The 23968-nt window shown below is 45.7% G+C and carries 19 protein-coding genes; 7 read left to right on the top strand and 12 right to left on the bottom strand.

Annotated elements, in window-relative coordinates; translation table 11 throughout:
* Positions 1-15: 15 nt before the first annotated feature.
* On the top strand, positions 16-3459 hold the full coding sequence (locus tag C7475_RS16010; protein ID WP_110054390.1) for a SusC/RagA family TonB-linked outer membrane protein: 3444 nt from the start codon (positions 16-18) through the stop codon (positions 3457-3459).
* Between the two features lie 83 nt (positions 3460-3542).
* Here C7475_RS16010 and C7475_RS16005 read toward each other — a convergent pair whose 3' ends face one another.
* Both C7475_RS16005 and pyrR read right to left on the bottom strand, forming a co-directional pair.
* Complete coding sequence (locus C7475_RS16005) at positions 3543-4484, bottom strand: aspartate carbamoyltransferase catalytic subunit (RefSeq protein ID WP_110054389.1); 942 nt, start codon at positions 4482-4484, stop codon at positions 3543-3545.
* Between the two features lie 85 nt (positions 4485-4569).
* Entirely contained in the window at positions 4570-5091 is a 522-nt protein-coding gene (gene pyrR, locus C7475_RS16000; RefSeq protein WP_110054388.1) for a bifunctional pyr operon transcriptional regulator/uracil phosphoribosyltransferase PyrR, read from the bottom strand.
* A 102-nt stretch (positions 5092-5193) separates the two neighbouring features.
* On the opposite strand from pyrR, the gene C7475_RS15995 reads away from it, so the two are divergent.
* A complete protein-coding gene (locus tag C7475_RS15995; protein WP_233259876.1) occupies positions 5194-5703 on the top strand; it encodes a peroxiredoxin in 510 nt (169 codons plus the stop codon).
* Here the strand turns inward: C7475_RS15995 and C7475_RS15990 are convergent, their stop codons facing one another.
* The 4 genes from C7475_RS15990 to prfB form a co-directional block, all read right to left on the bottom strand.
* On the bottom strand, positions 5704-6354 hold the full coding sequence (locus C7475_RS15990; protein WP_110054387.1) for an MAE_28990/MAE_18760 family HEPN-like nuclease: 651 nt from the start codon (positions 6352-6354) through the stop codon (positions 5704-5706).
* A 14-nt stretch (positions 6355-6368) separates the two neighbouring features.
* Positions 6369-7454: a DUF262 domain-containing protein gene (locus C7475_RS15985; protein WP_110054386.1), complete on the bottom strand. Its 1086-nt coding sequence runs from the start codon at positions 7452-7454 to the stop codon at positions 6369-6371.
* Between the two features lie 165 nt (positions 7455-7619).
* Positions 7620-9254, bottom strand: a complete 1635-nt coding sequence (gene pruA, locus C7475_RS15980; RefSeq protein ID WP_110054385.1) for an L-glutamate gamma-semialdehyde dehydrogenase — start codon at positions 9252-9254, stop codon at positions 7620-7622.
* Between the two features lie 206 nt (positions 9255-9460).
* Positions 9461-10550, bottom strand: a protein-coding gene (prfB, locus tag C7475_RS15975) for a peptide chain release factor 2 (protein WP_110054639.1) whose coding sequence is annotated in 2 segments (ribosomal slippage) — positions 9461-10489 and positions 10491-10550 — 1089 coding nt in all. Because the reading frame shifts where the segments join, the coding sequence is not laid out codon by codon here.
* Between the two features lie 90 nt (positions 10551-10640).
* Between prfB and C7475_RS15970 the strand changes: the two genes are divergently transcribed.
* From C7475_RS15970 to C7475_RS15960, 3 genes are all read left to right on the top strand, one after another.
* Positions 10641-11447: a hypothetical protein gene (locus C7475_RS15970; protein WP_146217565.1), complete on the top strand. Its 807-nt coding sequence runs from the start codon at positions 10641-10643 to the stop codon at positions 11445-11447.
* Between the two features lie 156 nt (positions 11448-11603).
* Entirely contained in the window at positions 11604-13256 is a 1653-nt protein-coding gene (gene pgi / locus C7475_RS15965; RefSeq protein WP_110054638.1) for a glucose-6-phosphate isomerase, read from the top strand.
* Positions 13257-13650: 394 nt separating this feature from the next.
* Positions 13651-14190 carry a hypothetical protein gene (locus tag C7475_RS15960; protein WP_110054383.1) on the top strand — a complete coding sequence of 180 codons (540 nt, stop codon included), beginning with the start codon at positions 13651-13653 and terminating at the stop codon, positions 14188-14190.
* A 364-nt stretch (positions 14191-14554) separates the two neighbouring features.
* Here the strand turns inward: C7475_RS15960 and C7475_RS15950 are convergent, their stop codons facing one another.
* From C7475_RS15950 to C7475_RS15930, 5 genes are all read right to left on the bottom strand, one after another.
* On the bottom strand, positions 14555-14989 hold the full coding sequence (locus tag C7475_RS15950; RefSeq protein WP_110054381.1) for a DUF3276 family protein: 435 nt from the start codon (positions 14987-14989) through the stop codon (positions 14555-14557).
* Between the two features lie 159 nt (positions 14990-15148).
* Complete coding sequence (locus tag C7475_RS15945) at positions 15149-16945, bottom strand: ABC transporter ATP-binding protein (protein ID WP_110054380.1); 1797 nt, start codon at positions 16943-16945, stop codon at positions 15149-15151.
* Positions 16946-17038: 93 nt separating this feature from the next.
* Positions 17039-17968, bottom strand: coding sequence for a phosphoribosylaminoimidazolesuccinocarboxamide synthase (locus C7475_RS15940; RefSeq protein WP_110054637.1), 930 nt, complete (start codon positions 17966-17968; stop codon positions 17039-17041).
* Positions 17969-18103: 135 nt separating this feature from the next.
* Positions 18104-19474 (bottom strand): exonuclease domain-containing protein, encoded by a 1371-nt coding sequence (locus C7475_RS15935; RefSeq protein ID WP_110054379.1) that lies wholly within the window; start codon positions 19472-19474, stop codon positions 18104-18106.
* A 167-nt stretch (positions 19475-19641) separates the two neighbouring features.
* Positions 19642-20211: a DUF4142 domain-containing protein gene (locus tag C7475_RS15930; protein ID WP_110054378.1), complete on the bottom strand. Its 570-nt coding sequence runs from the start codon at positions 20209-20211 to the stop codon at positions 19642-19644.
* A gap of 317 nt (positions 20212-20528) precedes the next feature.
* Between C7475_RS15930 and C7475_RS15925 the strand changes: the two genes are divergently transcribed.
* Entirely contained in the window at positions 20529-21101 is a 573-nt protein-coding gene (locus tag C7475_RS15925; RefSeq protein WP_110054636.1) for a TetR/AcrR family transcriptional regulator, read from the top strand.
* 56 nt (positions 21102-21157) lie between these two features.
* Entirely contained in the window at positions 21158-22189 is a 1032-nt protein-coding gene (locus tag C7475_RS15920) for an alkene reductase (RefSeq protein WP_110054377.1), read from the top strand.
* Between the two features lie 318 nt (positions 22190-22507).
* On the opposite strand, the gene uxaC is transcribed toward C7475_RS15920, so the two are convergent.
* On the bottom strand, positions 22508-23941 hold the full coding sequence (uxaC, locus tag C7475_RS15915) for a glucuronate isomerase (RefSeq protein ID WP_110054376.1): 1434 nt from the start codon (positions 23939-23941) through the stop codon (positions 22508-22510).
* Positions 23942-23968: the final 27 nt, after the last annotated feature.

Here is a 23968-nt window from a genome sequence, read left to right as displayed (position 1 = left end):
TCGTCCGGAGGAAAAATGCAGTATACTATACAGGCACTCCGTAAGGCGGCTTACTCTAAGCGCTGGTGCGCACTACTATTTTTAGTGTGTGCAGGCATGTTATGTGCCCATACTTCCCATGCATCCAATCCATCCATCCCCCCTGCCGCTTTCCAGGACGGCGATACCATCAAAGTAACATTAAAAGTATACAGGGCCAGCCTGAGACAGGTCATCCGCCTGATCGAAAAACAGACAGGGCTTACCTTTGCTATTTCATCCACCCTGCTCGACAACGCCCGCTCCATTTCCCTGCAGGCACAGCAACAACCACTTACCTCAGTACTCCGTCAGATCTTTGCTAACAGCAAGTATGCATTCGAAATCCGTAATAAACAGATCATTGTATATCCTGCCGATCAGGCGCCGGCTGCACCTGGCATCATTCAACGGCCGGTAGACAAAGAGCTGGAAAAGTTCGTCGTAACGGGTCTTATCACCGATGGGGAAAGGCCGCTGGCAGGCGTGTCCATCCGTGAAAGAGATACCCATAACGGCGCCAGCACCAACGAGAACGGACGCTTCCGTATACCAGTAGCCAGCGGACAGGCCGTGCTGCAATTCTCCCTAATCGGATATGAAACACGGGAAATTGCATTAAGAGAGAGAAAAACACTTGAGATCATCCTCCAAAGCGATACCAAAACATTAAATGACCTGGTTATCATCGGTTATGGCATCCATAACAAAGCCAACATCACCGGCTCTATTACCAAAGTAGAAGGCCGCCGTTTAAAAAGCAGGCCTGTTACCAATGTCATGGCTGCACTGCAAGGTACCGCTCCCGGATTGCTGGTAACCCGTAACAACGGACAGCCAGGTAAAGAAGGCTTCAATCTTCAGATCAGAGGGCTGTCTTCAGGCAACTATAGCGAGCCGCTTGTACTGATAGACGGCGCACCCGGTTCCATTACTTTACTCAACCCCAATGATATTGAATCAATTTCTGTATTGAAAGATGCAGCGGCTGCCTCTATTTATGGCCCACTAGCCGCCGGGGGCGTAGTGCTGGTCACCACCAAAAGAGGGAAAGCCGGCAAACTCTCCGTTGAATACAACAGCCTCTTCGGAATAGAACGACCCATCACATTGCCTAAACGCATGCGCTCCTGGCAGGCGGCCTCCCTGCAGAATGAAGCGGAACAGAACGCCGGCCGTTCTCCTATGTGGACTACACAGGACATAGCCCTGATGAAAGACCCTAACGTAAATTCCCTGCCCAAACTGGACGGCAGCGGGAACTATAACTATTATGATGATATTGATCCGTTAAACAGCGTTACCCGCAAGAACAGCACGACCTCCACTTATACGGTGACTGCGAAAGGCGGTACAGAACATCATCAGTACCTGTTCTCTCTCGGACAATTCTCCCGGCAGGGCTTATTCAATACCGGTCCGGATAAAACCTCCAGGACCAATGTGCAGGCCAGTATCAACGACAGGTTCAGTGATGTATTAAGCCTGGAAACCAGTCTGCAATACGCCACCAGCAATACCCTTTCTCCCGGATGGCGTGTAGATGGCAATTATGGCCTCTTAAACTTTTTATACCAAGCCCCAGGTAACGTCCCTGTTTACGTTCCCGGCACTAACCGTTATACTACAGGCTTTAATAGCATTGCTTTGCTGGAACATGCCGGCAAAAGAGATGAACACACTTCTTATGCAGATGCTGTATTTACACTCAAAGCCGAAAACCTGTATAAGGGTCTTACGTTAAAAGCGGTGTATAGTCCGCAGGTGACCAGCTATAATGACAGGCTGGGTAAACGTACGGTAGACTTCTATGATGGTAGCGGATATATCAACAGCGTCAACAACCCTAATTCATTAAAAAGGGGCAACCTGCTGGAAGTGCAGCATAGTTTACAACTGCTGGCAGACTATGATCTTCCTGCGGGGAAAAATAATACCGTTCATATACTCGGAGGGTACGCCTATGAAAGTCATTACCAGCGGCAACGGATCCAGACCGGTACAGGCGTCACGGAGAATGAACTTTCACAGTTGTCATTCGATGACCCGATGAAGGCTAACTGGTTGCACTTCAAAGGCGCCGGCGGACTATCATCCCTGTTTACGCGCATCAACTATAATTTCAATGACCGCTACCTGCTGGAAGCGAACCTCATAGCAGCAGCGCTGACATACAATAGTACTCAGCAGCCTGAAATGAAACGGCAACATGTCTTCCCTTCCTTCTCGGCGGGCTGGCGACTGAACAATGAAAAATGGTTTGCAGCAGCATTTCCTTTCTTCGATGAGTTCAAGCTGCGCGCCTCCTGGGGTATGCTGGGCAACTTCAACTGGCGCAGCGGACTGAATGATTTCAACTACCGGGACCAGCTGTTGCACCCGACAGCTTATCCCCTACTCACATACGATGTCAACGACCGGTACATCCCCGGGAACAATAACTGGGAAACCGTCACTACCACTAATGCCGGGTTAGACCTGACCTTCTTCAAAGGAAGGCTGAATATCAATGCGGACTACTTTGTGAAACATAACTCGCGTATGCAGATCGCGACGCAAACCTTTCCACAGGTGGACTGGTTATTTCCCACCTTCTACACTGCTGAACTTCGCTCATGGGGCTGGGAACTTAACCTGGGCTGGCGGGATAACCGTGGCCCTGTCAGCTACTGGGTGAATGCCAATCTGTTTGATGATCAGAATAAGATCTTACGCACCAGTGGCGCTACTGCCTGGCTGAATGGCAACAACCGCGGGCTACAGGGACTGCCTTATAATTCCATCGTGGGTTACAGGGCGCAGGGGTATTTCCAGAATGAAGCGGAAGTAGCTGGTCATGCCTACCAGGGCGCCACCACAGCTCCCGGCGATATCCGTTATGAGGATGTCAATAAAGACGGTGTTATCAGTGGCGGCAGTCATACAAATGAAGATCATGGAGACCTGGTATACCTGGGTAGTACGCAGCCCAGATATTCTTATGGTTTTGATGCAGGATTTTCCTACAAAGGATTTGATTGCTCTATCTTCTTCCAGGGAATAGGCGCTAAGAAAGTACTGGTACCGGCCAAATACAGCATGCCGTTCATCGATAACTGGCAACAACCCTGGCTGATACATGCTGATCATTGGTCGCCCGCTAACCCTGACGCGGCCTTCCCCCGCCTTTACGCCGGTTATAATCAGAACCTGCAACCATCGTCTTTCTGGCTAATGAACGCGTCATATATCCGCCTTAAAAACCTCCAGGTGGGCTATACGTTCCACTTTGACAGGAGCCGTCCACGTATCAGCAGTCTGCGGGTCTATTTTTCCGGACAGGACCTCTGGGAAGTGAATAAGATGAAGATCCGGTATTACGATCCGGAACAAGCTACCAGCATCGGTTATCAATACCCTTTCTTCCGCTCCTTTACATTGGGGCTGAATGCTAACTTCTAAGGAATATTACCAACATTTAAGGGCATAAAAAAAAAGGTGAAAAGTACAAAGACCTTTCACCCTGTTATTTTTTAGTTGTGTGATCACTCTACTACTTTACCAGCCTTCTTTCCCGACAGCAGGTATAAAACCGCCATACGGATCGCCACCCCATTTTCTACCTGGTTGAGGATAATGGAATGTCCGGAATCTGCTACATCTGAGCTCAGCTCTACGCCTCGGTTAATTGGCCCGGGGTGCATTACCACGATCTCTTTTTGCAGGCTGTCCAGCAGCTGCCTGTTCACTCCATAAGCAAGAGAATATTCCCTGAGAGAGGAGAACAAAGGCGTATTCTGTCTTTCCAGCTGTATACGCAGCACATTGGCAACATCGCACCATGCCAGCGTTTCACGGATATCATAACTTACATTTACTCCCAGTGCGGCTTCCATATGTTTAGGGATGAGCGTAGGGGGACCTACTACGGTTACTTCCGCCCCTAATTGCCGCAGGCAGTAAATATTAGAGAGCGCTACCCTGGAGTGCATAATATCTCCACAGATGGCTACTTTCTTACCTGCTACACTACCCAGCTTTTCCCTGATGGAGAAAGCATCCAGTAATGCCTGTGTAGGATGTTCGTTTATCCCATCACCCGCATTCACGATCGGTACGTCAATATGCCTGGAAAGGAAGTGCGGGGCGCCGCTTGCGGAGTGCCTCATCACTACCATGTCCACCTTCATGGACAGGATATTGTTGACCGTATCAATGAGCGTTTCGCCTTTGGAAACTGAGGAACCTGATGCGGAGAAGTTCACCACATCTGCACCCAGCCTTTTTTCGGCCAGCTCAAATGAAATACGTGTACGTGTTGAATTTTCGAAGAATAAATTAACGATGGTAGTATCTCTGAGCGAAGGAACTTTTTTGATCGGTCTTTGTAAAACCGCTTTGAACTCATCAGCTGTTTGAAAAATAAGCTCTATGTCCTGACGCTGCAGACCGCGAATTCCGAGAAGATGATTTACTGATAATGACATTTAAGATGCAAATATAAATGACCTGACTACAAATCCCAAAATCAAAATCCGGATGCGGACAATCCTGCGCATCCACTGGTATTGCTTATTCGAGGATGACTTCGTCTTTCCCATCACGTTCAGCCCATCGCACCTTCACTTTTTCAGAGATGATGGCATCGACAGTACGGCCGGTATAATCGGCCTGGATAGGCAACTGGCGTGTAAAACGGCGGTCGATCAATACCAGCAATTCCACGACTGACGGACGGCCGAAGTCCAGCATTGCATCCAATGCCGAACGGGTAGTACGGCCTGTATACAATACGTCATCCACCAGTATCACTTTCTTGTTTTCCAGGGAGAAGTCTATAGTCGTTTCGTTGGGTACATGCAACTGGGTATTGAAATCATCCCTGTAGAAGGTGATATCCAGTTTCCCGTAATTGATATGTACTCCGGGCAGTAATTTTTGCAGGGTGCGATAGATACGGTCGGACAGGTAGATCCCTCTCGGCTGCAAGCCTATCAGCACACTCTGCGAGAAATCCAGGTGATTTTCAATCAACTGGTGACAAAGCCTGTCTACGGTTATGGCCACTTGCGTACCATTCAATATGGTCTTCAAATTATGTGGATTTAAAGCGCCAAAAATAATGATTAATAGCGGGTAAGAAAAGTTTCACAGCTATTTTCTATTTACGCCGTACATTTATTACAACGTAAGCAGATGAAAAAGCTCTCAATACTCATATTCCTATTTATGATCTCATTTGGTAATACAGCCGCCCAGCTGAAAGCGGGCGAAAAAGTGCCTTCTTTTCAGTTACAGGACCAGGATGGTAACACTTTTGACATTAACAGCGTATTAGGTAAACAACCGCTTGTTATCTATTTCTATCCCAAAGATGAAACGGGAGGCTGCACTAAGGAAGCCTGTTCATTCAGGGACGCCTATGAAGACTTTACAAGTCGTGGCGCGAAGGTGATCGGCATCAGCGGAGATGACGTGGCATCGCATAAAAGCTTCGCAACGCATCACAGGCTGCCCTTTACATTACTGGCCGATACTGGTAATAAAGTACGTAAACTGTTCGGGGTACCTAAAACATTGTTCATACCTGGCAGGGTAACATATATCGTAGATAAACAAGGTATTGTAACATATGTGTTCAACAATCTGAGCGACGGTCCGCGACACGTAAAAGAGGCGCTGGCCGCGTTGGAGAAAATGAACTAACTAATTCATCCGTTCTCTTAAATGGCTCTTATCTACATTGTAACCATCCAGGATCCTCTGAAATACTTCGTCCATCAATTTTTTCACTAACTGAACAAAATTATCTATCTGATCTTTGAACTCGCTCTCTGTAATAACCAGACTGATATCTCCGTGAGAGATTCTATTACGGTACTTTAAAAGATCTCTTAGCTGTTGCTTATAAGGATAAGCAGGAATCGGTTTTAAATTAAACCGATTTAAGATTCTATTTATCACCTCAAGTTCTACATTAGACTCTGTGTTAATAATAGAACTAATTCTGAAATCTCCCTGAAAGTATGAATCCAGCTTAACTATAAACTTAGTTCTTTTCTCAAATTCTATTGGGTATTCTTTAAATTGAGGAAAAGATGAATCTACAGAATGGGCTAAAATATTAATACAAAACTCATTTTTAGAAAGGGATAATTTATTCAATTCACGAACATAAATCTGAAAGGAATTTTGGACAAATCCTTCCCATACCGCATAGATAGTTGGTATCGAATGCTTTATCAAAAACTCCTTATGTGCGTCTGAAAAGTCATGGGTATAAGGAAGTGTTTTTGCAATTAGCAATTGTTCATTCCTCCAAATAATATCCTCTGATATTTCTTCAAAAGGTAACATTAAGATCGCTTTTTTTAATTTCCAAAGATTCTATTGGCCTCTTTTAATCTATTCAGGATTCTCGATTTTTTATTATTTCCTCCTTTTCTTGAAAATTTAATCAAAACCTCATCGTTCCGCAGTTCTTTTATTTTGTCCTGCAGGAGAGGTAAAGATGATTCAGTATTGTACTTTGATATATTCTCCGCTACTCCAATCATAATTGTATCATAAAGAGCTGTAGCAAACATCCCATTACTTTGCCTGAATATTTCCTTACCCAGAGGCTTTAAAAGTTTTACAACTTTATTAAAAACACTCTCCAGTCCAGCGTAATCAAAATTTGAATTTGCCAAAGCGTCCCGCATAAAATTAGTCATGTGCTGGGCTATACTTGTTTTTATCTTTCCCCTATTCTTATAAAGTGATAAAAACCGCAAAACAAGTTCTTCATTATACAATTCCTCCTGTTGTTCTGGCGACAAAGCCGTTAACGAAACAAAATCACTTGCAATCGATAATTTCTTAAGAAAGTCATTAAACTTAGTTGATATACCTCTATAAATACAATTTCTGATTTCTTGTGGTGTTAAAGGCGTGCCACCTGTGTTTAACCTATTAAATAATTCAAATCTCATATCATAATTTGAATTCCATCTGATTATCTCTACACGACAAGTGGCCCGCCTGATATTAAGCTTAAATTTGTACGGTAATGTATTACCAGAAAACCCCTCCATTGATTCCACCCGATCGCCTTCTTCCAGTATCCAATCATTCTTTTCCGGAATAGTCCTTAGAATTCCAAAAAAAGATAAGACTGTAGATACTCTTTGTAATCCATCAACCAACTCCCATCTACCATCTCCATCTTCAGCCACAAATATTGGAGGAATTGGAATGCCCAAAAGTATAGATTCAATAAACCTGGATTGCTGTTCGATATCCCAACGAAATAACCTTTGAAAAGCAGGGTCAATAATTATTTCATCTCGTTCATACATACTCATAATCTCCCCGAAAGACATATCCAATCTGTCAGTTGAAAGACTGTTACGCTGCAATTCGATTTCTTTCTCCAGTCGTTGAATATCTAAAACTGGTTTTTTATCTTTTGCCATAATAAAAGTTATCGTTACTTGTCTTCATAAATTCTTAAGCAAGAAAGTTAAGGCTTTTAGCAAAATTATCGAACAGGTTTTTCCCTTCAAGAATAATTTATTCGATAAACACAAAACGGGGAAATCATTCAGATCTCCCCGTTTTTATTTCAACGTACATCCGTACTATTTATCTTCTTTCAGGAATGGATACCTGTAATCGGTCGGTGATACAAGTGTTTCCTTGATCGTTCTGGCACTTAACCAGCGATAGAGGTTCAGCGCGGAACCTGCTTTATCATTCGTACCGGAAGCGCGGGCGCCACCGAAAGGCTGCTGACCAACTACTGCACCGGTAGGTTTATCATTGATATAGAAGTTACCCGCACTGTTCACCAGGCGTTTGGTAGCCCGATCGATCGCATAACGGTCCTGCGCCAGGATGGAACCTGTCAGTGCATATGGAGAAGTTGTATCTACGATATCCATGATCTCTTCAAATTTATCAGCCTCGTACACGTAAATGGTCAATACAGGCCCGAAGATCTCTTCACACATCGTCACGTACTTCGGATCTTTTACTTCAATTACAGTCGGCTCTACGAAGTAACCTTCTGTCTTGCTATAGTTGCCACCGGCAATGATCGTTGCATTAGGATCTTTCTTTGCGTTCTCGATGTAGTTAGCGATCTTATCGAAAGAGCGCTCGTCGATCACGGCATTGATAAAGTTGGTAAAATCTTCTGTAGTACCCATTTTCATGGTCTTCAGTTCTGCTGCGAGTTTCGTCTTCACTGCTTCTGCAATGTTGGATGGCAGATAAGCGCGGGAAGCGGCAGAACATTTCTGTCCCTGGTATTCGAAAGCACCACGGGCCAGTGCGATAGCTACTGCATCTACGTCGGCGGATTTATGTGCAAGCACAAAGTCCTTACCACCGGTCTCTCCTACTATGCGTGGATATGTTTTGTATTTGCTGATGTTTGTACCGATCGTCTTCCACATCTGCTGGAATACACCGGTAGAACCTGTGAAGTGGATACCTGCAAAATCAGGATGACTGAAGCAGATATCACCCAGTACCGGACCATCAGCATATACCAGGTTGATCACGCCAGCCGGCAGACCTGCTTCCTGTAATACTTTCATGATCACGTGTGCAGCCAGTACCTGCGTATAGGCAGGCTTCCATACCACCACGTTACCGCACATAGCGGCGGATGTTGGCAGGTTACCGGCAATAGCGGTGAAGTTGAACGGTGTGATAGCCACTACAAAACCTTCCAGCGGACGGTATTCCAGGCGGTTGTGAACACCGGGAGAACTAACGGGTTGCTGGTTGTATATATCTGCAAGATAGTGAACGTTAAAACGGAGGAAATCGATCAATTCACAGGCGCTGTCTATTTCCGCCTGAAAGGCATTTTTACTCTGACCCAGCATGGTAGCTGCGTTGATGTGGTAGCGGTACTTGGTAGCAAGTAATTCTGCTGCTTTCAGGAATACGGCAGCACGCTGTTCCCATGGAGTATCCGCCCATTTTGCGCGTGCCTCCAGTGCTGCAGCGATAGCGTCTTTTACGTGGCTGGCATCACCTTCATGGAAATGGCCCAGCTTATGTTTTATTTCATGGGGAGGACGAATATCAATGGTTTTCCCGGTACGCACCTCTTTATCGCCAATATACATTGGGATATCAAATTCCTGGGCTTTAAAAGCAGCCAGTTGTTTTTTCAGCGCATCCCTTTCGGGTGAACCCGGAGCATAGCTGTACACTGGTTCATTGACAGGTGCAGCAAAGTGGAAATAAGCGTTATGCATTCTCAGAAGTTTTTATGTTCGATCTTGTTGTTTCTTACTGTTGTTCGCAGGTATAATATGTCGATTTTCTTCTCATTAAGCACGGCAGACGTCGGCCGTTTACAGGTCCCGTAATATCCCCTGACACTATCTTGCCTAATATGCAAAAGTGCTGATAAGTTGAGTGATCTCAATTTATCAGCACATGGCATATGGGCAAAGTTACGTTATTCTTCTCCTTTGGACATCATCAGGTAAGCCTTGATGAAGCCCTCCAGTTCGCCGTCCATAACAGGCTGAACGTTGCCTACTTCGAAATCCGTACGGTGATCTTTGATCATTTTGTAAGGATGGAATACGTAGGAACGGATCTGTGATCCCCATTCGATTTTACGCTTGTTAGCGTTGGCGGCGTTTTTGAGTTCTTCCCTCTTGCGCAGCTCTTCTTCGTACAAGCGGGATTTCAGCATGGTGAGCGCCTTTTCACGGTTCTCTCCCTGCGTACGTGCCTGCTGACATTCGATGATGATGCCTGAAGGAATGTGTTTCAAACGCACTGCGGTTTCTACCTTGTTTACGTTCTGCCCTCCTTTACCACCGGAACGGTAGAATTCCCATTCCAGATCGGCAGGGTTCACTGCAATTTCAATGGTATCATCCACCAGCGGATATACAAAGATGGAAGCGAAGGAAGTATGTCTGCGGGCATTGGCATCGAACGGAGAGATACGCACCAGTCTGTGTACGCCGCTTTCCGCTTTCAGTAAGCCGTAGGCAAAACTGCCGTCAAATTCCAGGGAAGCCGATTTAATACCAGCGCCATCCCCGTATTGTACATCAATTTCGGATACTTTCCAACCCTGCTTTTCACCATACATACGGTACATGCGCAACAGCATCTCAGCCCAATCCTGACTTTCGGTACCACCGGCACCGGAGTTGATGGTGAGCACTGCCTGCATTTCGTCTTCCGGCTCGTTCAGTGTTGATTTAAATTCCAATTCGTCAAGAGCTACCAGTGCAGCCTGGTATGCCTGCGTTACTTCTTCCTCAGAGGCTTCACCCTCTTTCCGGAAGTCGAGCAGTACACTGCTGTCCTCTATGGCCGTTTGCACGCTCTCATAAAGTTCAACCCAGAACTTATTCACTTTAATCTCTTTCAGAATTGACGTAGCCCGGGCATTGTCGTCCCAGAAGCCGGGGGCTAACGTAAGTTGCTTATCATTTTCTATTTTTGCTATGCGGTCCTGGACGTTAAAGAAAACCTCCCAGGACATGGAGACGGTCCCTCATAGCTTCAAGTTGTTCTGCTGTCATAATGGGCGCAAATGTACGGAAAAAGGGGAACAATATTTGCGGGACTTTTATCATATTAATTCCCAGTTAATTAAAAAACTACTGCTATCTATGACAACCTCCCACAAGACCCTCTATTACAAGAACAGCGCGATTTTTAACACAATAGGGTACATGATGGTGATCGTTGTTAATGCACTTGCCAACCTCGATCTCATCAACAACAAGAGTACCGGCGACATTTCCGACAAATACGACAATCTGTTCGTACCTGATGGTTTTACCTTTGCCATCTGGGGAGTGATCTACCTTGCATTGCTGGCCTTTATCCTTTTCCAGTTATGGCTGGCTTTCTCGAAAGAAAAACGCCCCGAACTGGAGCCATTTATGGAGCGGCTGCGCGGCTGGTGGCTGATCAGCTGCATGGCGAATTCCTGCTGGTTGTTTGCCTGGCATTATGAGCTGCTGCCGCTCTCTATCCTGTTGATGATAGCCCTGCTGGTATGCCTGCTGGCCATTCACCTGAACTTTAATATCGCCCTACCCCATTCCGCGGCAGGCAGGATGGAAAAACTATTTGTACATCTGCCTTTCAGTCTCTATCTTGGCTGGATATGCGTAGCCACGGTTGCGAATATTGCCGCCTTCCTGGTATACCTGGGATGGAATGGTATGAGTATTCCGGGGACTATTTTGCTCATATTGTTATGTACTGTGGGATCAACGTTGCTGATTATACGCAGACATAATATTGTGGCAGGACTGGTGGCCATTTGGGCGCTTTATGGCATTATTGTAAAACGCGAATCTGTAGGTGGCGCAGCAGAAATGCCGATTGTCAGTGCATGTATCGGAGCAATGATCATTGTCGCGGTTAGCGGTACCTGGCGGCTTATCGCCAATAGAAGATTGTCCTGAATTGTCATTATCCTTGTTTCCCTTGTACATATTACCGGAAGTATAGCTTACAGTATCTGAGTGACTTATCTTTAAATATTGGTCTTCCTTTCCGGCGTATTGGTTCTGACACTGTTTAACTATTTTATTACTTTTGATATCATAAAATGCGTTTTTATGTTCCCAACGACTAATCCGACTGCTACAAAAGCCTGGCAACAGTTGCAGCAGCATGCTTCCAAGATGAAGGAAACGCACCTGCGCACCTTGTTCGCGGAGGATGCTGAAAGATTTAACAAGTTCACTCTCTCTTTTGAAGATATTTTGTTCGACTATTCAAAGAACATCATCACAGAAGAAACGCGCTCATACCTGTTGCAGCTGGCAAAGGAAAGTGGCGTGGAAGAAGGTATTAAAGCCATGTTCAGTGCAGAAAAGATCAATGCTACTGAAAACAGGGCTGTATTACATACTGCTCTCCGCAACTTCTCCGGCAATCCTGTTTTACTGGACGGAAAAGACGTCATGCCTGAAGTACAGGCGGTGCTGAAGAAAATGGAAAGCTTTACCCAGCGTATCCATAGCGGCGAATGGAAAGGTTATACCGGCAAGCCTATACGTTATATTGTGAACATCGGTATCGGTGGTTCAGACTTAGGCCCGGTGATGGTGACGGAAGCGCTGAAACCTTACTGGAAAGAAGGTATCCAGCCTTATTTCGTTTCCAATGTGGATGGTACGCACATCGCTGAAACACTGAAAAAAGTAACTCCGGAAGAAACCCTCTTCCTCATAGCATCTAAAACTTTCACTACGCAGGAAACAATGACCAACGCGCTTACCGCACGTAAATGGTTCCTGGACGCAGCGAAAGATGAAGCATTTGTAGCAAAACACTTTGCGGCTCTTTCCACTAACGAAAAAGCTGTAAAGGCTTTTGGTATCGATCCGGCCAACATGTTTGAGTTCTGGGACTGGGTTGGCGGCCGTTATTCTTTATGGTCCGCTATCGGTCTGAGCATCGCGCTGACTGTAGGTTACGATAACTTCAAAGCTTTACTGGAAGGTGCACATGCGGTAGATAACCACTTCCGCACTACGCCGCTGGAAAAGAACATTCCTGCCATCATGGCTTTAATTGGCCTGTGGTATGGTAATTTCTTCGATACCTCTACCGAAGCGATCCTGGCGTACGACCAGTATATGCATCGTTTTGCCGCCTATTTCCAACAGGGAAATATGGAAAGTAACGGTAAATATGTAGACCGTACCGGCAAGGCCGTGACCTACGAAACTGGTCCTATCGTATGGGGTGAACCAGGTACCAATGGTCAGCATGCCTTTTATCAGCTGATCCACCAGGGTACACGTATCATACCTGCAGACTTTATCGCACCTGCCATCAGCCATAACCCGATCGGCGATCATCATGTTAAGCTGTTGTCCAACTTCTTTGCACAAACAGAAGCGCTGATGAATGGTAAGACAGAAGATGAAGTACGCGCAGAACTGGAGAAATCAGGTCTGAAAGAAGACGAGATCAAAGCGCTGCTGCCGTATAAAGTATTTACCGGTAACAGACCTACGAACTCCTTCCTCGTAAAAGAGATCTCTCCGCGCTCACTGGGTTCACTGGTAGCGCTGTACGAACATAAGATCTTTGTACAGGGTGTTATCTGGAACATTTACAGCTTTGACCAATGGGGTGTGGAACTAGGTAAACAACTGGCTAACAAGATCCTGCCTGAACTGGAAAGTGCAGATAAAGTTACCAGCCATGATGCTTCTACCAATGGCCTGATCAATGCCTGGAAACAAATGAAGAAATAAGTTTATCAGCAGATATTTATCGTAAAGGGCTCCTTCTGGAGCCCTTTTTATTTCAGTTGACTTCGTCATATTATAGCGCCCTGCTGTTCCTGGTATCCGTTCCCCCTCCCATCGCATTCCCGGTCCGAAGGGTTTGACCGGTCCGGCTTATCACACACATCAAATAACAGACTGCCCGGGTATAGTTCATTCTCCTGTAGCGTTCCCATAAGCTATCTATCGGCTTAATATAAGCTTACTATCAGGGTATTAAAAGGTCACTAAAAGGGTATTTATATATCAAATCGATATTGAAGTGACCTTTAAATAACCTTTTGATGATACTTTAGTAAGATTATACGTACCTTAGAGATACGAGATCTTAAACTTGTATCTATAACCTCAACCCCTTTTTATGGCCATTGTTAAAGACAATATCCTCATGCAGCTTGTACGGGGAACCCTCGGCAAACAAATCACGATCTATGAACGGAATGGGCAGATCATTATGGCGAAAAAACGCGGCCCATCAACGAAAAAGCCTACCCAAAAGCAGTTGGAAGCCAGGCATAGGATGACCATTGCTTCGATGCGTGCGCACATAATGCTGGAAGATCCGCAGATAAAGGCTTATTACCAGTCGCTGGCAGGGCCGGGACAAAATGCCTATAATATGGCGGTGAAGGATGCATACCGCAGTCCTGAAGTACAAAACATCCGGTTAGAAGATGAGGAGGTAATAGTGACTGCCAAAGACGAGTTTCGGGTGGCAGCAGTGGAGGTAAAAGTAATAGACGCCGACGGCGTTGTTACCGAGAGCGGGCGGGCAGTTTTAGGCCGGAACGGAGTAGATTGGTATTATAAAGCCACTGCGCTGCCTGCAGGCGGTAAGCTCATTGTGACCGTGAAAGATCTGCCGGGGAATCTAAAGGAAAAGGAACTGCTGCTTACATAAAAAAACGTCCTCCTTGTTTGCGAATGGCTTCTTGCTGGTTGAGGAGCTTTGTCTGCCTATTCCTGAATGCTCTTTTTATTGCCAGGCAGCGCAGATTATTTTGACCTGTATTGTTCTCACGTTAAAACTGAGTAGGCGTACCCGTGACTTCTCCTGGTAACTATAACTGTTCCCTATTCATTTTTGCTATTACTATTGATCATCCGGATCCTCCAGGTTTCCAAGCTGATCTTGTTTTTTGCCAATGTATTGACTTCATCAAACATGCTTTGAGCCTGGGCGGGCTGGCACTTTCGGGCACAAAAAAACCTCCGGAGAAACCGGAGGTCTTATTTATCATCAAATAAAAATGATCAAGCTTAGATTACCACTTGTCTACGTCCTCGCTATGAGAAGAAGCGGATGCAGCAACAGCTACAGGAGCTTCGGCTACAGCTGCTTCAACTTCTACTACTGATTCAGAAGTTTCAGCACCTTCACCATCTTCATCATCGCGCACATAGTCATGGTTGTAGGCATCAAAATCGAAGTCGGGCATCAACTCAGTTTTTACGTAGTTGATGGTCTCTGTCAATGCATTCAGGAACTTGTTGAAGTCTTCCTTGTACAGGAACACTTTGTGCCTGTCATAACCATTGTCGTTGAAGCGTTTCTTGCTTTCGGTAATGGTCAGAAAATAATCATTTCCACGAGTGGTCTTTACATCAAAGAAGTAAGTTCTTCTTTTGCCCGCTTTCAATCGTTTAGAAAAGATACTGTCATTATTTCTTTCCTGCTGATTGGTATTTTCGTACGCCACAGTTGATAGATTTAAGTTGTTAACGAATCAAATCCTTTTTCCAATAAGAAACAAATATACTATTAGTTTACAAATATCAAAATAATTTTAAATGATTTTGAAAAATGATAGAATGTCTCTTTACCTACTGGTTTACAGGCATGTATAAGAATGTGATTACTATTCTATTACAGATTCTTCTTCTCCGGACTGCTGGCGGGCGTACAATTCAGCATAATAACCATTTAATGCCAATAAATCATTATGTGTACCTGTTTCAACGATCCTTCCATCTTCAAGTACAATGATCTTATCAAAATCGAAGAGCGCAAAGATGCGGTGGGTAATAATAACAGCGGTTTTATCTTTCAGATATGCATAGAGGTTACCGATGATCTCTTTCTCCGTACGGGCGTCAACGGCAGAAAGGCAGTCGTCAAATACCAACAGGTTAGGATCTTTGATCAGACCACGGGCGATGGAAATACGTTGTTTTTGGCCGCCGCTGAGTGTCACTCCTCTCTCCCCTACCATCGTATCAAAGCCTTCCCGGAAGCCGAGAATGTCCCTTTCCACAGATGCCTGCCGGGCGGCGGTATGCACCATTTCCGGGCTAGCCTCCGGCGTACCGAAGCGGATGTTGTTCATAATAGAATCAGAGAACAGGAATACGTCCTGGGGTACATAGCTGATCTGGTTGCGCAGGCTTTCCAGTGTTACCTGGCGAATATCCTGTTTATCCAGCAGGATCTCCCCTTCCTGCGGATCATACATACGTATGAGTAACTGGGCGAGGGTGGATTTGCCGGAACCTGTACGGCCGATAACGGCTACCTTCTCTCCCGGTTTTATGGTCAGGTTAAAGTCTTTAATTGCCTGAATGCCGGTATGCGGATAAGTGAATGTGACATTGTTGAACGTCACCTCTCCCTTTATATTAACAGGCCTGGCGCCGGGACTATCTGCAATGGCCGGTTTTATGTCAAGGAATTCGTTGATACGTTGCTGGCTGGCTCCGGCACGCTGAATCATGGAAGCGACCATCCCGATAGAAAAGAACGGGAACATCAGCATATTTACGTAGATCACGAATTCGGCCAGATTACCCACCGTGATGGTGCCATGTATCACCTGGATGCCACCGATAAAGATGGTCAGCAATACACTGAGACCGATCATAAGGGACATACTTGGCTGGAAGAGAGCATCCGTTTTGGCCAGGCTGACAGAGCTCTCTTTATAAGCTTCGCTCGCCTGCTCGAAATGCTGAATGCTGGCGTCTTCCTGTATATAAGACTTGATCACCCTGATCCCGGAATAGGACTCCTGGGCGATGGAGGTAATATTAGACAGCTGCGCCTGTATACGTTCACTTTTACGGTGAATGATATGGTTCACGTAATAGATGACCAGTGCCAGTACCGGCAGCGGTGACAATGTATAAAGCGTCAGGAGCGGGTTCACGTCAATCATCAGGTATACCACTATCACGATCAGGAAGATAGTGCGGGTAGCATACATGATAGCAGGCCCGACGTACATACGTACACGGGACACATCTTCCGTAATACGGCTCATCAGATCGCCGGTACGGTGCATTTTATAGAAGTTGATATCCAGCTGTTGATAATGCTGATAAATTTCGTTCTTGAGGTCGTATTCAATATAACGGCTCATCACAATGAGGGATTGCCGCTGGAGGTAGAGGAAAAATCCGCTGAGCAGTGCAGACAGCAGGATGGTCACGCCATAGAAGGCCAGTACACTGGTAAAGTTATTCCGGAAGCCGGCTTTCAGAGCAGTATCGCTAAGAAGGTTGTAATTATCAAGATTGAGCGCGAGAAGATCGAAGATCTGTCTCACCATAATAGGCTGGAACACGCTGAATACAATGGATACAGCAGTACAGGTCAAGCCGGTGAGGAACCTCCATTTGTATTTTACAAAATACTTATTAAGCGTGGCCAGGTGTTTCATGTTGGTCTATAGTCAGAGTATCCGTTGTTAACTGAGCCAACGGGAACATATGCGCGTGGCTGATGTTCCCGTCAGCTGATCAGTTGACATTTCTTATAATTTTTGCAGCGTTTCTGCGATCTTCTTTTCAGCATCTGTTTTGGAAATATCTTCCTTTACAAACTTCTGGCCGGTGATATTTTCAAACAGCTCTATATAACGTTCGCTTACGCTATTTACAAATTCATCGGTCATTTCAGGGACCTGTTGTCCGTCTTTACCCTGGAAGCCATTTGCCATCAGCCACTCACGTACGAATTCCTTGCTCAGCTGTCTTTGCTGCTCACCTGCTTTTTGTTTTTCCTCATATCCTTCTGCGTAGAAGTAACGGGAGGAATCGGGTGTATGGATCTCGTCGATCACGTAGATGGTATCTCCGATCTTACCGAATTCATATTTGGTATCTACCAGGATCAGGCCGCGTTTAGCTGCCAGTTCCTTACCGCGTGCGAACAGGGCGAGGGTGTATTTTTCCAGCTTTTCGTATTCTTCCTTGCTCACCAGGCCCCGGGAGATGATCTCTTCACGGGAGATATCTTCGTCATGACCTTCGTGCGCTTTGGTAGTAGGCGTGATGATCGGGGTAGGGAAAAAGTCATTCTCCTTCAATCCTTCCGGCATGGTTACGCCGCACAGCTCACGTTTACCGCTTTTGTAAGTTCTCCAGGCATGACCGGTAAGGTTACCACGCACGACCATTTCTACAGGAAAGGTTTCACATTTCAAGCCGATAGTTACATTTGGCAGGGGCACGGCTTTTACCCAGTTGGGAACAATATCCTTTGTAGCTTCCAGCATGCTGGCCGCTACCTGGTTCAATACCTGTCCTTTATAAGGAATGGGACGGGGTAATACAACATCAAATGCTGAGATACGGTCGCTTGCCGCCATTACCAACAGTTTGTCATTAATGGTATATACGTCCCTTACCTTTCCCTTATAAAAAGCCGTTTGTCCGGGAATCTGTAAACTTGACTCTAACATGAACTTAAATTGCCTATTAAAAATGATTAATGAATAGTCCCTCATCCACAGGGTGTTGACAAGGACATCAACAACCGGTTATGCATTCAGGTTCGCAAAAATACTTTAGGTTAAGCTAATTATTGCAGATAATCTCTAAGAAAACTTCAGGAGCTCCTCATGGTTGCTCCCTGCATGCTGGTGAATAAGATTCAGAATATACTCATTTTCAGGATACTGTGTCAGCCATTCCTTTACCGCATGTTCTTCTGTAATGGCGGTATCCCGGGGAATATAGCCCATGCCGTAGAAGCGGCCTTTCTCCATGAGTATACAGCTTTGCTCCTGCGCGTCACGGCCATTGCCCATGATCAGGTAAGTTGGCTGCTGCTGCTGCATATGGATAATAGCGGCCTTTACACGCAGGTTATAAGTCTCCGGCAGTTCCTTTTTCTCGCAGGCGCCGCGGCAGGTATGGTCAGGAATAGGCGAACAGGCGCCATTTCCTTTCTGCAGGAAGCATAACCGCGGACAAAGATCAAACTCCCTGATCAGGCCACGCAACATCTGGTGCCCATGTACCAGCAAAGGGAATGAATGCAGGGGCATGGTGTACTTCCTCCGTTTTTCAATAGCCAGCCGGAGATATCCCTGCTGGTCCTCAAAACAGTAGAAGCCATATTTAAATTCAATATGTTTCTGTGAGTAGTTGTAAATGGGCCATAAACGTTTGATCTCCACACTTTCCAGGATATGCGCCATCAGCTCTGTTCCTGTCGGCTCGTGCGATACGCTGTAGATATTACGGAGGAATTCCTGGCGTTTGCGGCTGGCGCTGTTGCCTGTGAAATGGCTATTGACCCTTTTCCGGATATTTTTAGCCTTCCCAACGTATACCACCTTACCTTTCTGATCATGAAAATAATAGACGCCGGGACCGCCGGGTAATGCGGTTACCTGTTCAGGCGGCAGGTTAGGCGGCAGGAACTGTTCCTTGGAATGTACGTTCAGCGCGTGGGCGATTGCCTTGTTTACGTCTTGCCTTAAAAGCAGTGAGAACAGCTTTACGGTAGCTGCAGCATCGCCGGAGGCCCGATGACGCTGTGTCACAGCAATCTGAAGAGATTTGCAAAGATTGCCAAGACTATAAGAAGGCAATCCCGGAACGATCTTTCGTCCGAGCCTTACAGTGCATAACTTCTTGCTACGCAGCTGATATCCGGCTTTCGCCAGATGATATTGTAAAAAGGAATAATCAAAATTGACGTTGTGGGCCACGAAGATCTTATCGTGTATAAGGCTATAGATATCGGCCGCCACCTCTTCGAAAGGAGGAGCACTCGCTACCATGTCATCGGTAATGCCTGTCAGGGATTGAATGTACCTGGGGATGGGCACGCCCGGATTGATCAGCGTTTCATACTGCTGTACAACTTCCTGGCCGTCGTAAATAAAAATGGCTATTTCAGTGATGCCATTCGAACTGGCGTGGCCTCCTGTGGTTTCTATATCAACTATTGCGTACATAACTCTTCCACTCAACGAACAAATATAAAGACAAGTTCGTACGTGGAGAATTATATATTTTACAAAGAGTTGTTAGCCGCCAGGAGCGACATTCCCGAACTCAACAATCACAACTATCACCCGGAGACTAACAACTACTTATTTAACAATCAACGCCGGAGCGCTGCTTATTTCTTCCAGGCTGCCTGAATAGCCTTGATGGAATCCAGGTGTGCTCTAAGCGTTGGTAATGTGTTAGTAGCCCATGTTTTCAGATCAGGATCTGTCAGGCTGGTAGATGCCTTTTCAAATTTATCTACAGTCTTCTGATGATCATCCACCATCATCTCGATGTAGTGCTTATCGAAGTCCTTTGCAGACATTTTAGTCATCTTTGCATAATGGTCCTGGGCATCGCCGGACACGCTGTCTGGCAAAGCAATGTTTTTGCTTTGTGCTAATCCTTTCAGTTCATCATTTGCTTTTGAGTGATCGCGTACCATCATAGCGGCAAAGTCCTTAACGCGCTGATTAGTAGCTTTCTCTTGAGCCAGTGTGCTGGCTTTTACTTCTGCCATACCTCCATTTGCAGCTTCAACGGCGAAGTCTGAAGATTCTTTATCGACAGGAGCGACTTCCTTATTTATTGCCTGAGCGCTGTCTACAGCGTCATCATGTTTGGCAGTATTACTTCCTCCACAAGCCTGAAACATCCAGGCGGCCAGCAATGTAGCGGCAAAAAAAGTGAGCTTTTTCATTTGTACCCTTTTTGGTTTAACAATTTTTAGATATAATAAGTATTAACGTGTTCATACAGTTACGCCTGATATTTGGCAAAAAGGGTACCATGCCAGCCGCCGGAGTGGACAACAAGCGGGCAAAACCGCTCAGATGTTCATCTGGTCTTACTTTCGCCTCTGCGGCCTGTACCGTTATGATTATCAACACCTACGCGGGTATATGTAATAATTTTGTAGATCATTCTCCCCGTCCTGCTCTTTTGGGTAAACAGTATTCTGGAACAGTCATTCTAAATTTATTTGGAACATTCATTCTGAAATTCTACATTTGCATCATGGCACGGAATAAAGCATTCGATCCTGAGGAAAGGCTGGAAAAAGCAAGGGATCTCTTCTGGGAGAAGGGATACAATGCTACGTCCATGCAAGACCTTGTGGAAGGGATGCAACTGAACCGGGCCAGTATATATGATACTTACGGCGACAAATACGCCCTCTTTCAACAGTGCCTGCAGAACTACGCGAAGGAGAAGCTATTTGACTATAAACAGTGCTGTGATAAGGTCTCACCTATGCAAGCAGTAGAAAGTATCGTACGAAGGGCCGTATCGAACAAAAAAGAGGGCAAAACCTGCCTGATGGTCAAAACATCCTTCGAACTTGCTTCTATGGATGATGGTATCAAAATGATCGTTCGGGAACAGGCCAAAGCAAGTATCAGCGTATTACAGGAACTACTGGAGAAAGCAAAACAGATGAATGAGATCCCGGCAGAGAAAGACCCTGCCACATTAGCCCAGTTCCTTTACGCAAGCTTCAGCTCCCTCTGGATGATGGACGTTCTTTTTGGAGATAGAGAGATGTTGGAGCGAATGGCAGACCATATATTGAATAGCATCAGGTATTAAAAATTTTTTACCCATTTCTGGAACAATCATTCTGGAATATCAACGAAAGACAGGCAATGTATCCAACACTTTTATCATCTACTACAATAGGCAATTACGCCATATCCAATAAGGTAGTTATGGCGCCTACCTTGAATAAGGTTCACGTTCCTGCGGGCATTCCGAACGAAGTGATGGTGAACTACTACAGCCAGCGGGCCAAAGCGGGCCTGATCATAGCAGAGGGGACCGGTCCTGCGGAAAACGGTATGGGCCATGCGCACATGCCGGGGATCTATAGCAAGGACCAGATAGCAGGATGGAAGAAAGTTACAAAAGCAGTTCATGAGAACGGAGGCCGGATCTTCCTGCAGATCATGCATACAGGGCGGATATCACACCCCGCCAATATGCCCGCAAAGGCAGACATCATTGCTCCTTCAGCAGTTGCTGCCAAAGGAGAGATATGGACAGAACAACACGGATGGCAGCCATATGCTACACCAAGAGCAATGACCACATCCGAAGTGCAGAAGATGGTGCAGCAATATGTGAAAGCCGCTACTCAGGCTATTGACGCCGGTTTTGACGGTGTGGAACTACACGCGGCCCACGGCTACCTGATGGACCAGTTCCTGCATCCTGACACCAATCAACGTACAGATAAGTATGGAGGCAGTATTCACAACAGGGTACGATTTATCCTTGAAACAGTAGCCGCTGTCAGTCATGCTATAGGAAGGGACCGTACCGGTATCCGCCTGTCGCCTTACAGCCAGGTAAATGATCTGCAACATCATGATGAGATAGATGCTACGTACGAGTTCCTGGCAGATGCGCTGGACACTTACGGATTGTCTTACATCCATTTGCTGACAGAACCTGCTACTCCTGCTATGCTGATAGCGGGCATACGCTCCAGGTTCAGAGGTACGCTTATCCTGAATGGCGACTATGATGCGATACATGCGGAACAGACAGTATTGAACGGATTAGCAGACCTGATCGCTTTCGAGAATCCATGTGTTTCTTCTCCCCTCTCCGGTAAGTTCGAAATGACTTCCAGTGAGCCGCTTAAAAAACCCAATTACGCTTGCGCGAATTGTTAATCATAAATCTGAGAGTTGTTTAGTTGTTTACACTTCCGTAGTGGAAACGCTGCTGCGGAAGTGGTTCTTTCAAGTAAGGCATTTGGACATTCAGTGAAGGATATATAATACGATCGTTTTGGGACCAACGACTTGGGAGACAAATGAAATGGATAAATAGGACTTAGACTGGAAAACAATTTTCAATAGTACCGGCAGTATAAAATGGGCTGCATCTGTTTAGATAAATTTGACGTAAACAGATAGGATTTCAAACAGCTCAGCCATAGTTGATAAAACAGATGCGATCCATTTTATACTGCCCGGATTTCTATAAATTTAACGGCTTACGTCAGCTTCAACGCCAAGCTCTTTCCAATTGAAATATTGTTGAGCATTGTAGTAGCAGATATCTTTAACCACTTTTCCGATCCACTCAATATCGTTTGGCAGTTCTCCGTTCTCAACTTCCTGCCCCAATAGTTCACAAACGATCCTCCGGAAATATTCATGACGCGGATAAGATAAAAAGCTGCGGGAATCAGTCAGCATGCCTACGAAACGGCTTAACAAGCCCATATTGGATAAGGCATTCAGCTGTTTGATCATTCCATCTTTCTGGTCCAGGAACCACCATGCAGAACCGAATTGCACCTTTCCTGCAATAGAGCCATCATTGAAGTTGCCGATCATCGTCGCCAGCAGTTCATTATCGGCCGGATTCAGGTTGTACAGGATGGTACGGGCCAGTTTATCCTGGCTATCCAGGCGGTCCAGGAACTTTGCCAGCGCTCTTGCCTGGGAGAAATCACCGATGGAATCCCAGCCGGTATCAGGGCCTAACACGCGCATCATACGGGAGTTGTTGTTACGCAATGCACCCAGGTGATATTGCTGCACCCAGCCCTTTTCCCAATCCCATTCTGCCAGCTGTAACAACAGCGCAGATTTGATCTGTCTTGCTTCATGCAGACTTAACCTATGACCGCTTCTTACTTTCAAGAAAATAGCGTCAATGTCCTTCTCATGAAAGTCTTCTGCATAGATCTCTTCAATGCCATGATCTGATACGGTACAACCTTGTGAGGCGAAGAAGTCATGCCTGTTCTTCAATGCATCGAGCAGGTCGGCATAGCTAGTGATCGTAATGCCACTAGCCTCTTCCAGGCGTTGCAGATATTGATTATACTTTTCGGGGTCATCTACATTCATGGATTGGTCAGGCCGGAACGCAGGCAGGATAGGTATTTCAAAACCATCCTGTCTTATTTGCTGATGATATTCCAGTGTGTCTGCCGGATCATCTGTTGTGCATACCAATGCTACATTCATTTTACGTAATAAGTTACGCGTACTGTAAGCACTGGTCTCCAGTTGTGCACTGGCATTATAATAAATATCCGTGGCTGTGGCCGGACTTAGAATATCGTGAATATCGAAGTAGCGTTGTAATTCAAGGTGCGTCCAATGATACAGTGGATTGCGCAATGTGTATGGCACAGTCTCCGCCCATTTCTCAAACTTCTCCAGGTCTGATTTATTTCCGGTGCAATAGCTCTCGTGTACGCCATTGGTGCGCATGGCTCTCCATTTATAGTGATCGCCGTACAGCCACGCCTGCGTGAGATTGCCAAAGCTGGCATCCGCTGCTATCTGTGCCGGTGGCAGATGACAGTGATAGTCAATTACCGGCATGTCTTTTGCGTAATCGTGGTACAGACGTTTTGCAGTTGTGTTACTCAGGAGAAAGTGTTCATCCAGGAACTTCTTCATTGTTGACATTAATTGAAATGGTTAGTG

Source organism: Chitinophaga sp. S165 (assembly GCF_003182155.1).
Lineage (GTDB): Bacteria > Bacteroidota > Bacteroidia > Chitinophagales > Chitinophagaceae > Chitinophaga.
The sequence above is the reverse complement of the archived record's forward strand: the minus strand, read 5'-3'. Positions and strand labels throughout refer to the sequence as shown.

Excerpts from the sequence above, each read along its gene's own strand:
- pruA (WP_110054385.1), bottom strand. The coding sequence starts at position 9,254 with ATGCATAACGCTTATTTCCACTTTGCTGCACCTGTCAATGAACCAGTG.
- C7475_RS15920 (WP_110054377.1), top strand. The coding sequence starts at position 21,158 with ATGTATCCAACACTTTTATCATCTACTACAATAGGCAATTACGCCATA.
- C7475_RS15940 (WP_110054637.1), bottom strand. The coding sequence starts at position 17,968 with ATGTTAGAGTCAAGTTTACAGATTCCCGGACAAACGGCTTTTTATAAG.
- C7475_RS15925 (WP_110054636.1), top strand. The coding sequence starts at position 20,529 with ATGGCACGGAATAAAGCATTCGATCCTGAGGAAAGGCTGGAAAAAGCA.
- C7475_RS15935 (WP_110054379.1), bottom strand. The coding sequence starts at position 19,474 with ATGTACGCAATAGTTGATATAGAAACCACAGGAGGCCACGCCAGTTCG.
- C7475_RS15945 (WP_110054380.1), bottom strand. The coding sequence starts at position 16,945 with ATGAAACACCTGGCCACGCTTAATAAGTATTTTGTAAAATACAAATGG.
- C7475_RS16005 (WP_110054389.1), bottom strand. The coding sequence starts at position 4,484 with ATGTCATTATCAGTAAATCATCTTCTCGGAATTCGCGGTCTGCAGCGT.
- C7475_RS15960 (WP_110054383.1), top strand. The coding sequence starts at position 13,651 with ATGGCCATTGTTAAAGACAATATCCTCATGCAGCTTGTACGGGGAACC.
- C7475_RS15930 (WP_110054378.1), bottom strand. The coding sequence starts at position 20,211 with ATGAAAAAGCTCACTTTTTTTGCCGCTACATTGCTGGCCGCCTGGATG.
- C7475_RS15985 (WP_110054386.1), bottom strand. The coding sequence starts at position 7,454 with ATGGCAAAAGATAAAAAACCAGTTTTAGATATTCAACGACTGGAGAAA.
- uxaC (WP_110054376.1), bottom strand. The coding sequence starts at position 23,941 with ATGAAGAAGTTCCTGGATGAACACTTTCTCCTGAGTAACACAACTGCA.
- C7475_RS16010 (WP_110054390.1), top strand. The coding sequence starts at position 16 with ATGCAGTATACTATACAGGCACTCCGTAAGGCGGCTTACTCTAAGCGC.
- C7475_RS15990 (WP_110054387.1), bottom strand. The coding sequence starts at position 6,354 with ATGTTACCTTTTGAAGAAATATCAGAGGATATTATTTGGAGGAATGAA.
- pgi (WP_110054638.1), top strand. The coding sequence starts at position 11,604 with ATGTTCCCAACGACTAATCCGACTGCTACAAAAGCCTGGCAACAGTTG.
- C7475_RS15995 (WP_233259876.1), top strand. The coding sequence starts at position 5,194 with ATGAAAAAGCTCTCAATACTCATATTCCTATTTATGATCTCATTTGGT.
- C7475_RS15970 (WP_146217565.1), top strand. The coding sequence starts at position 10,641 with ATGACAACCTCCCACAAGACCCTCTATTACAAGAACAGCGCGATTTTT.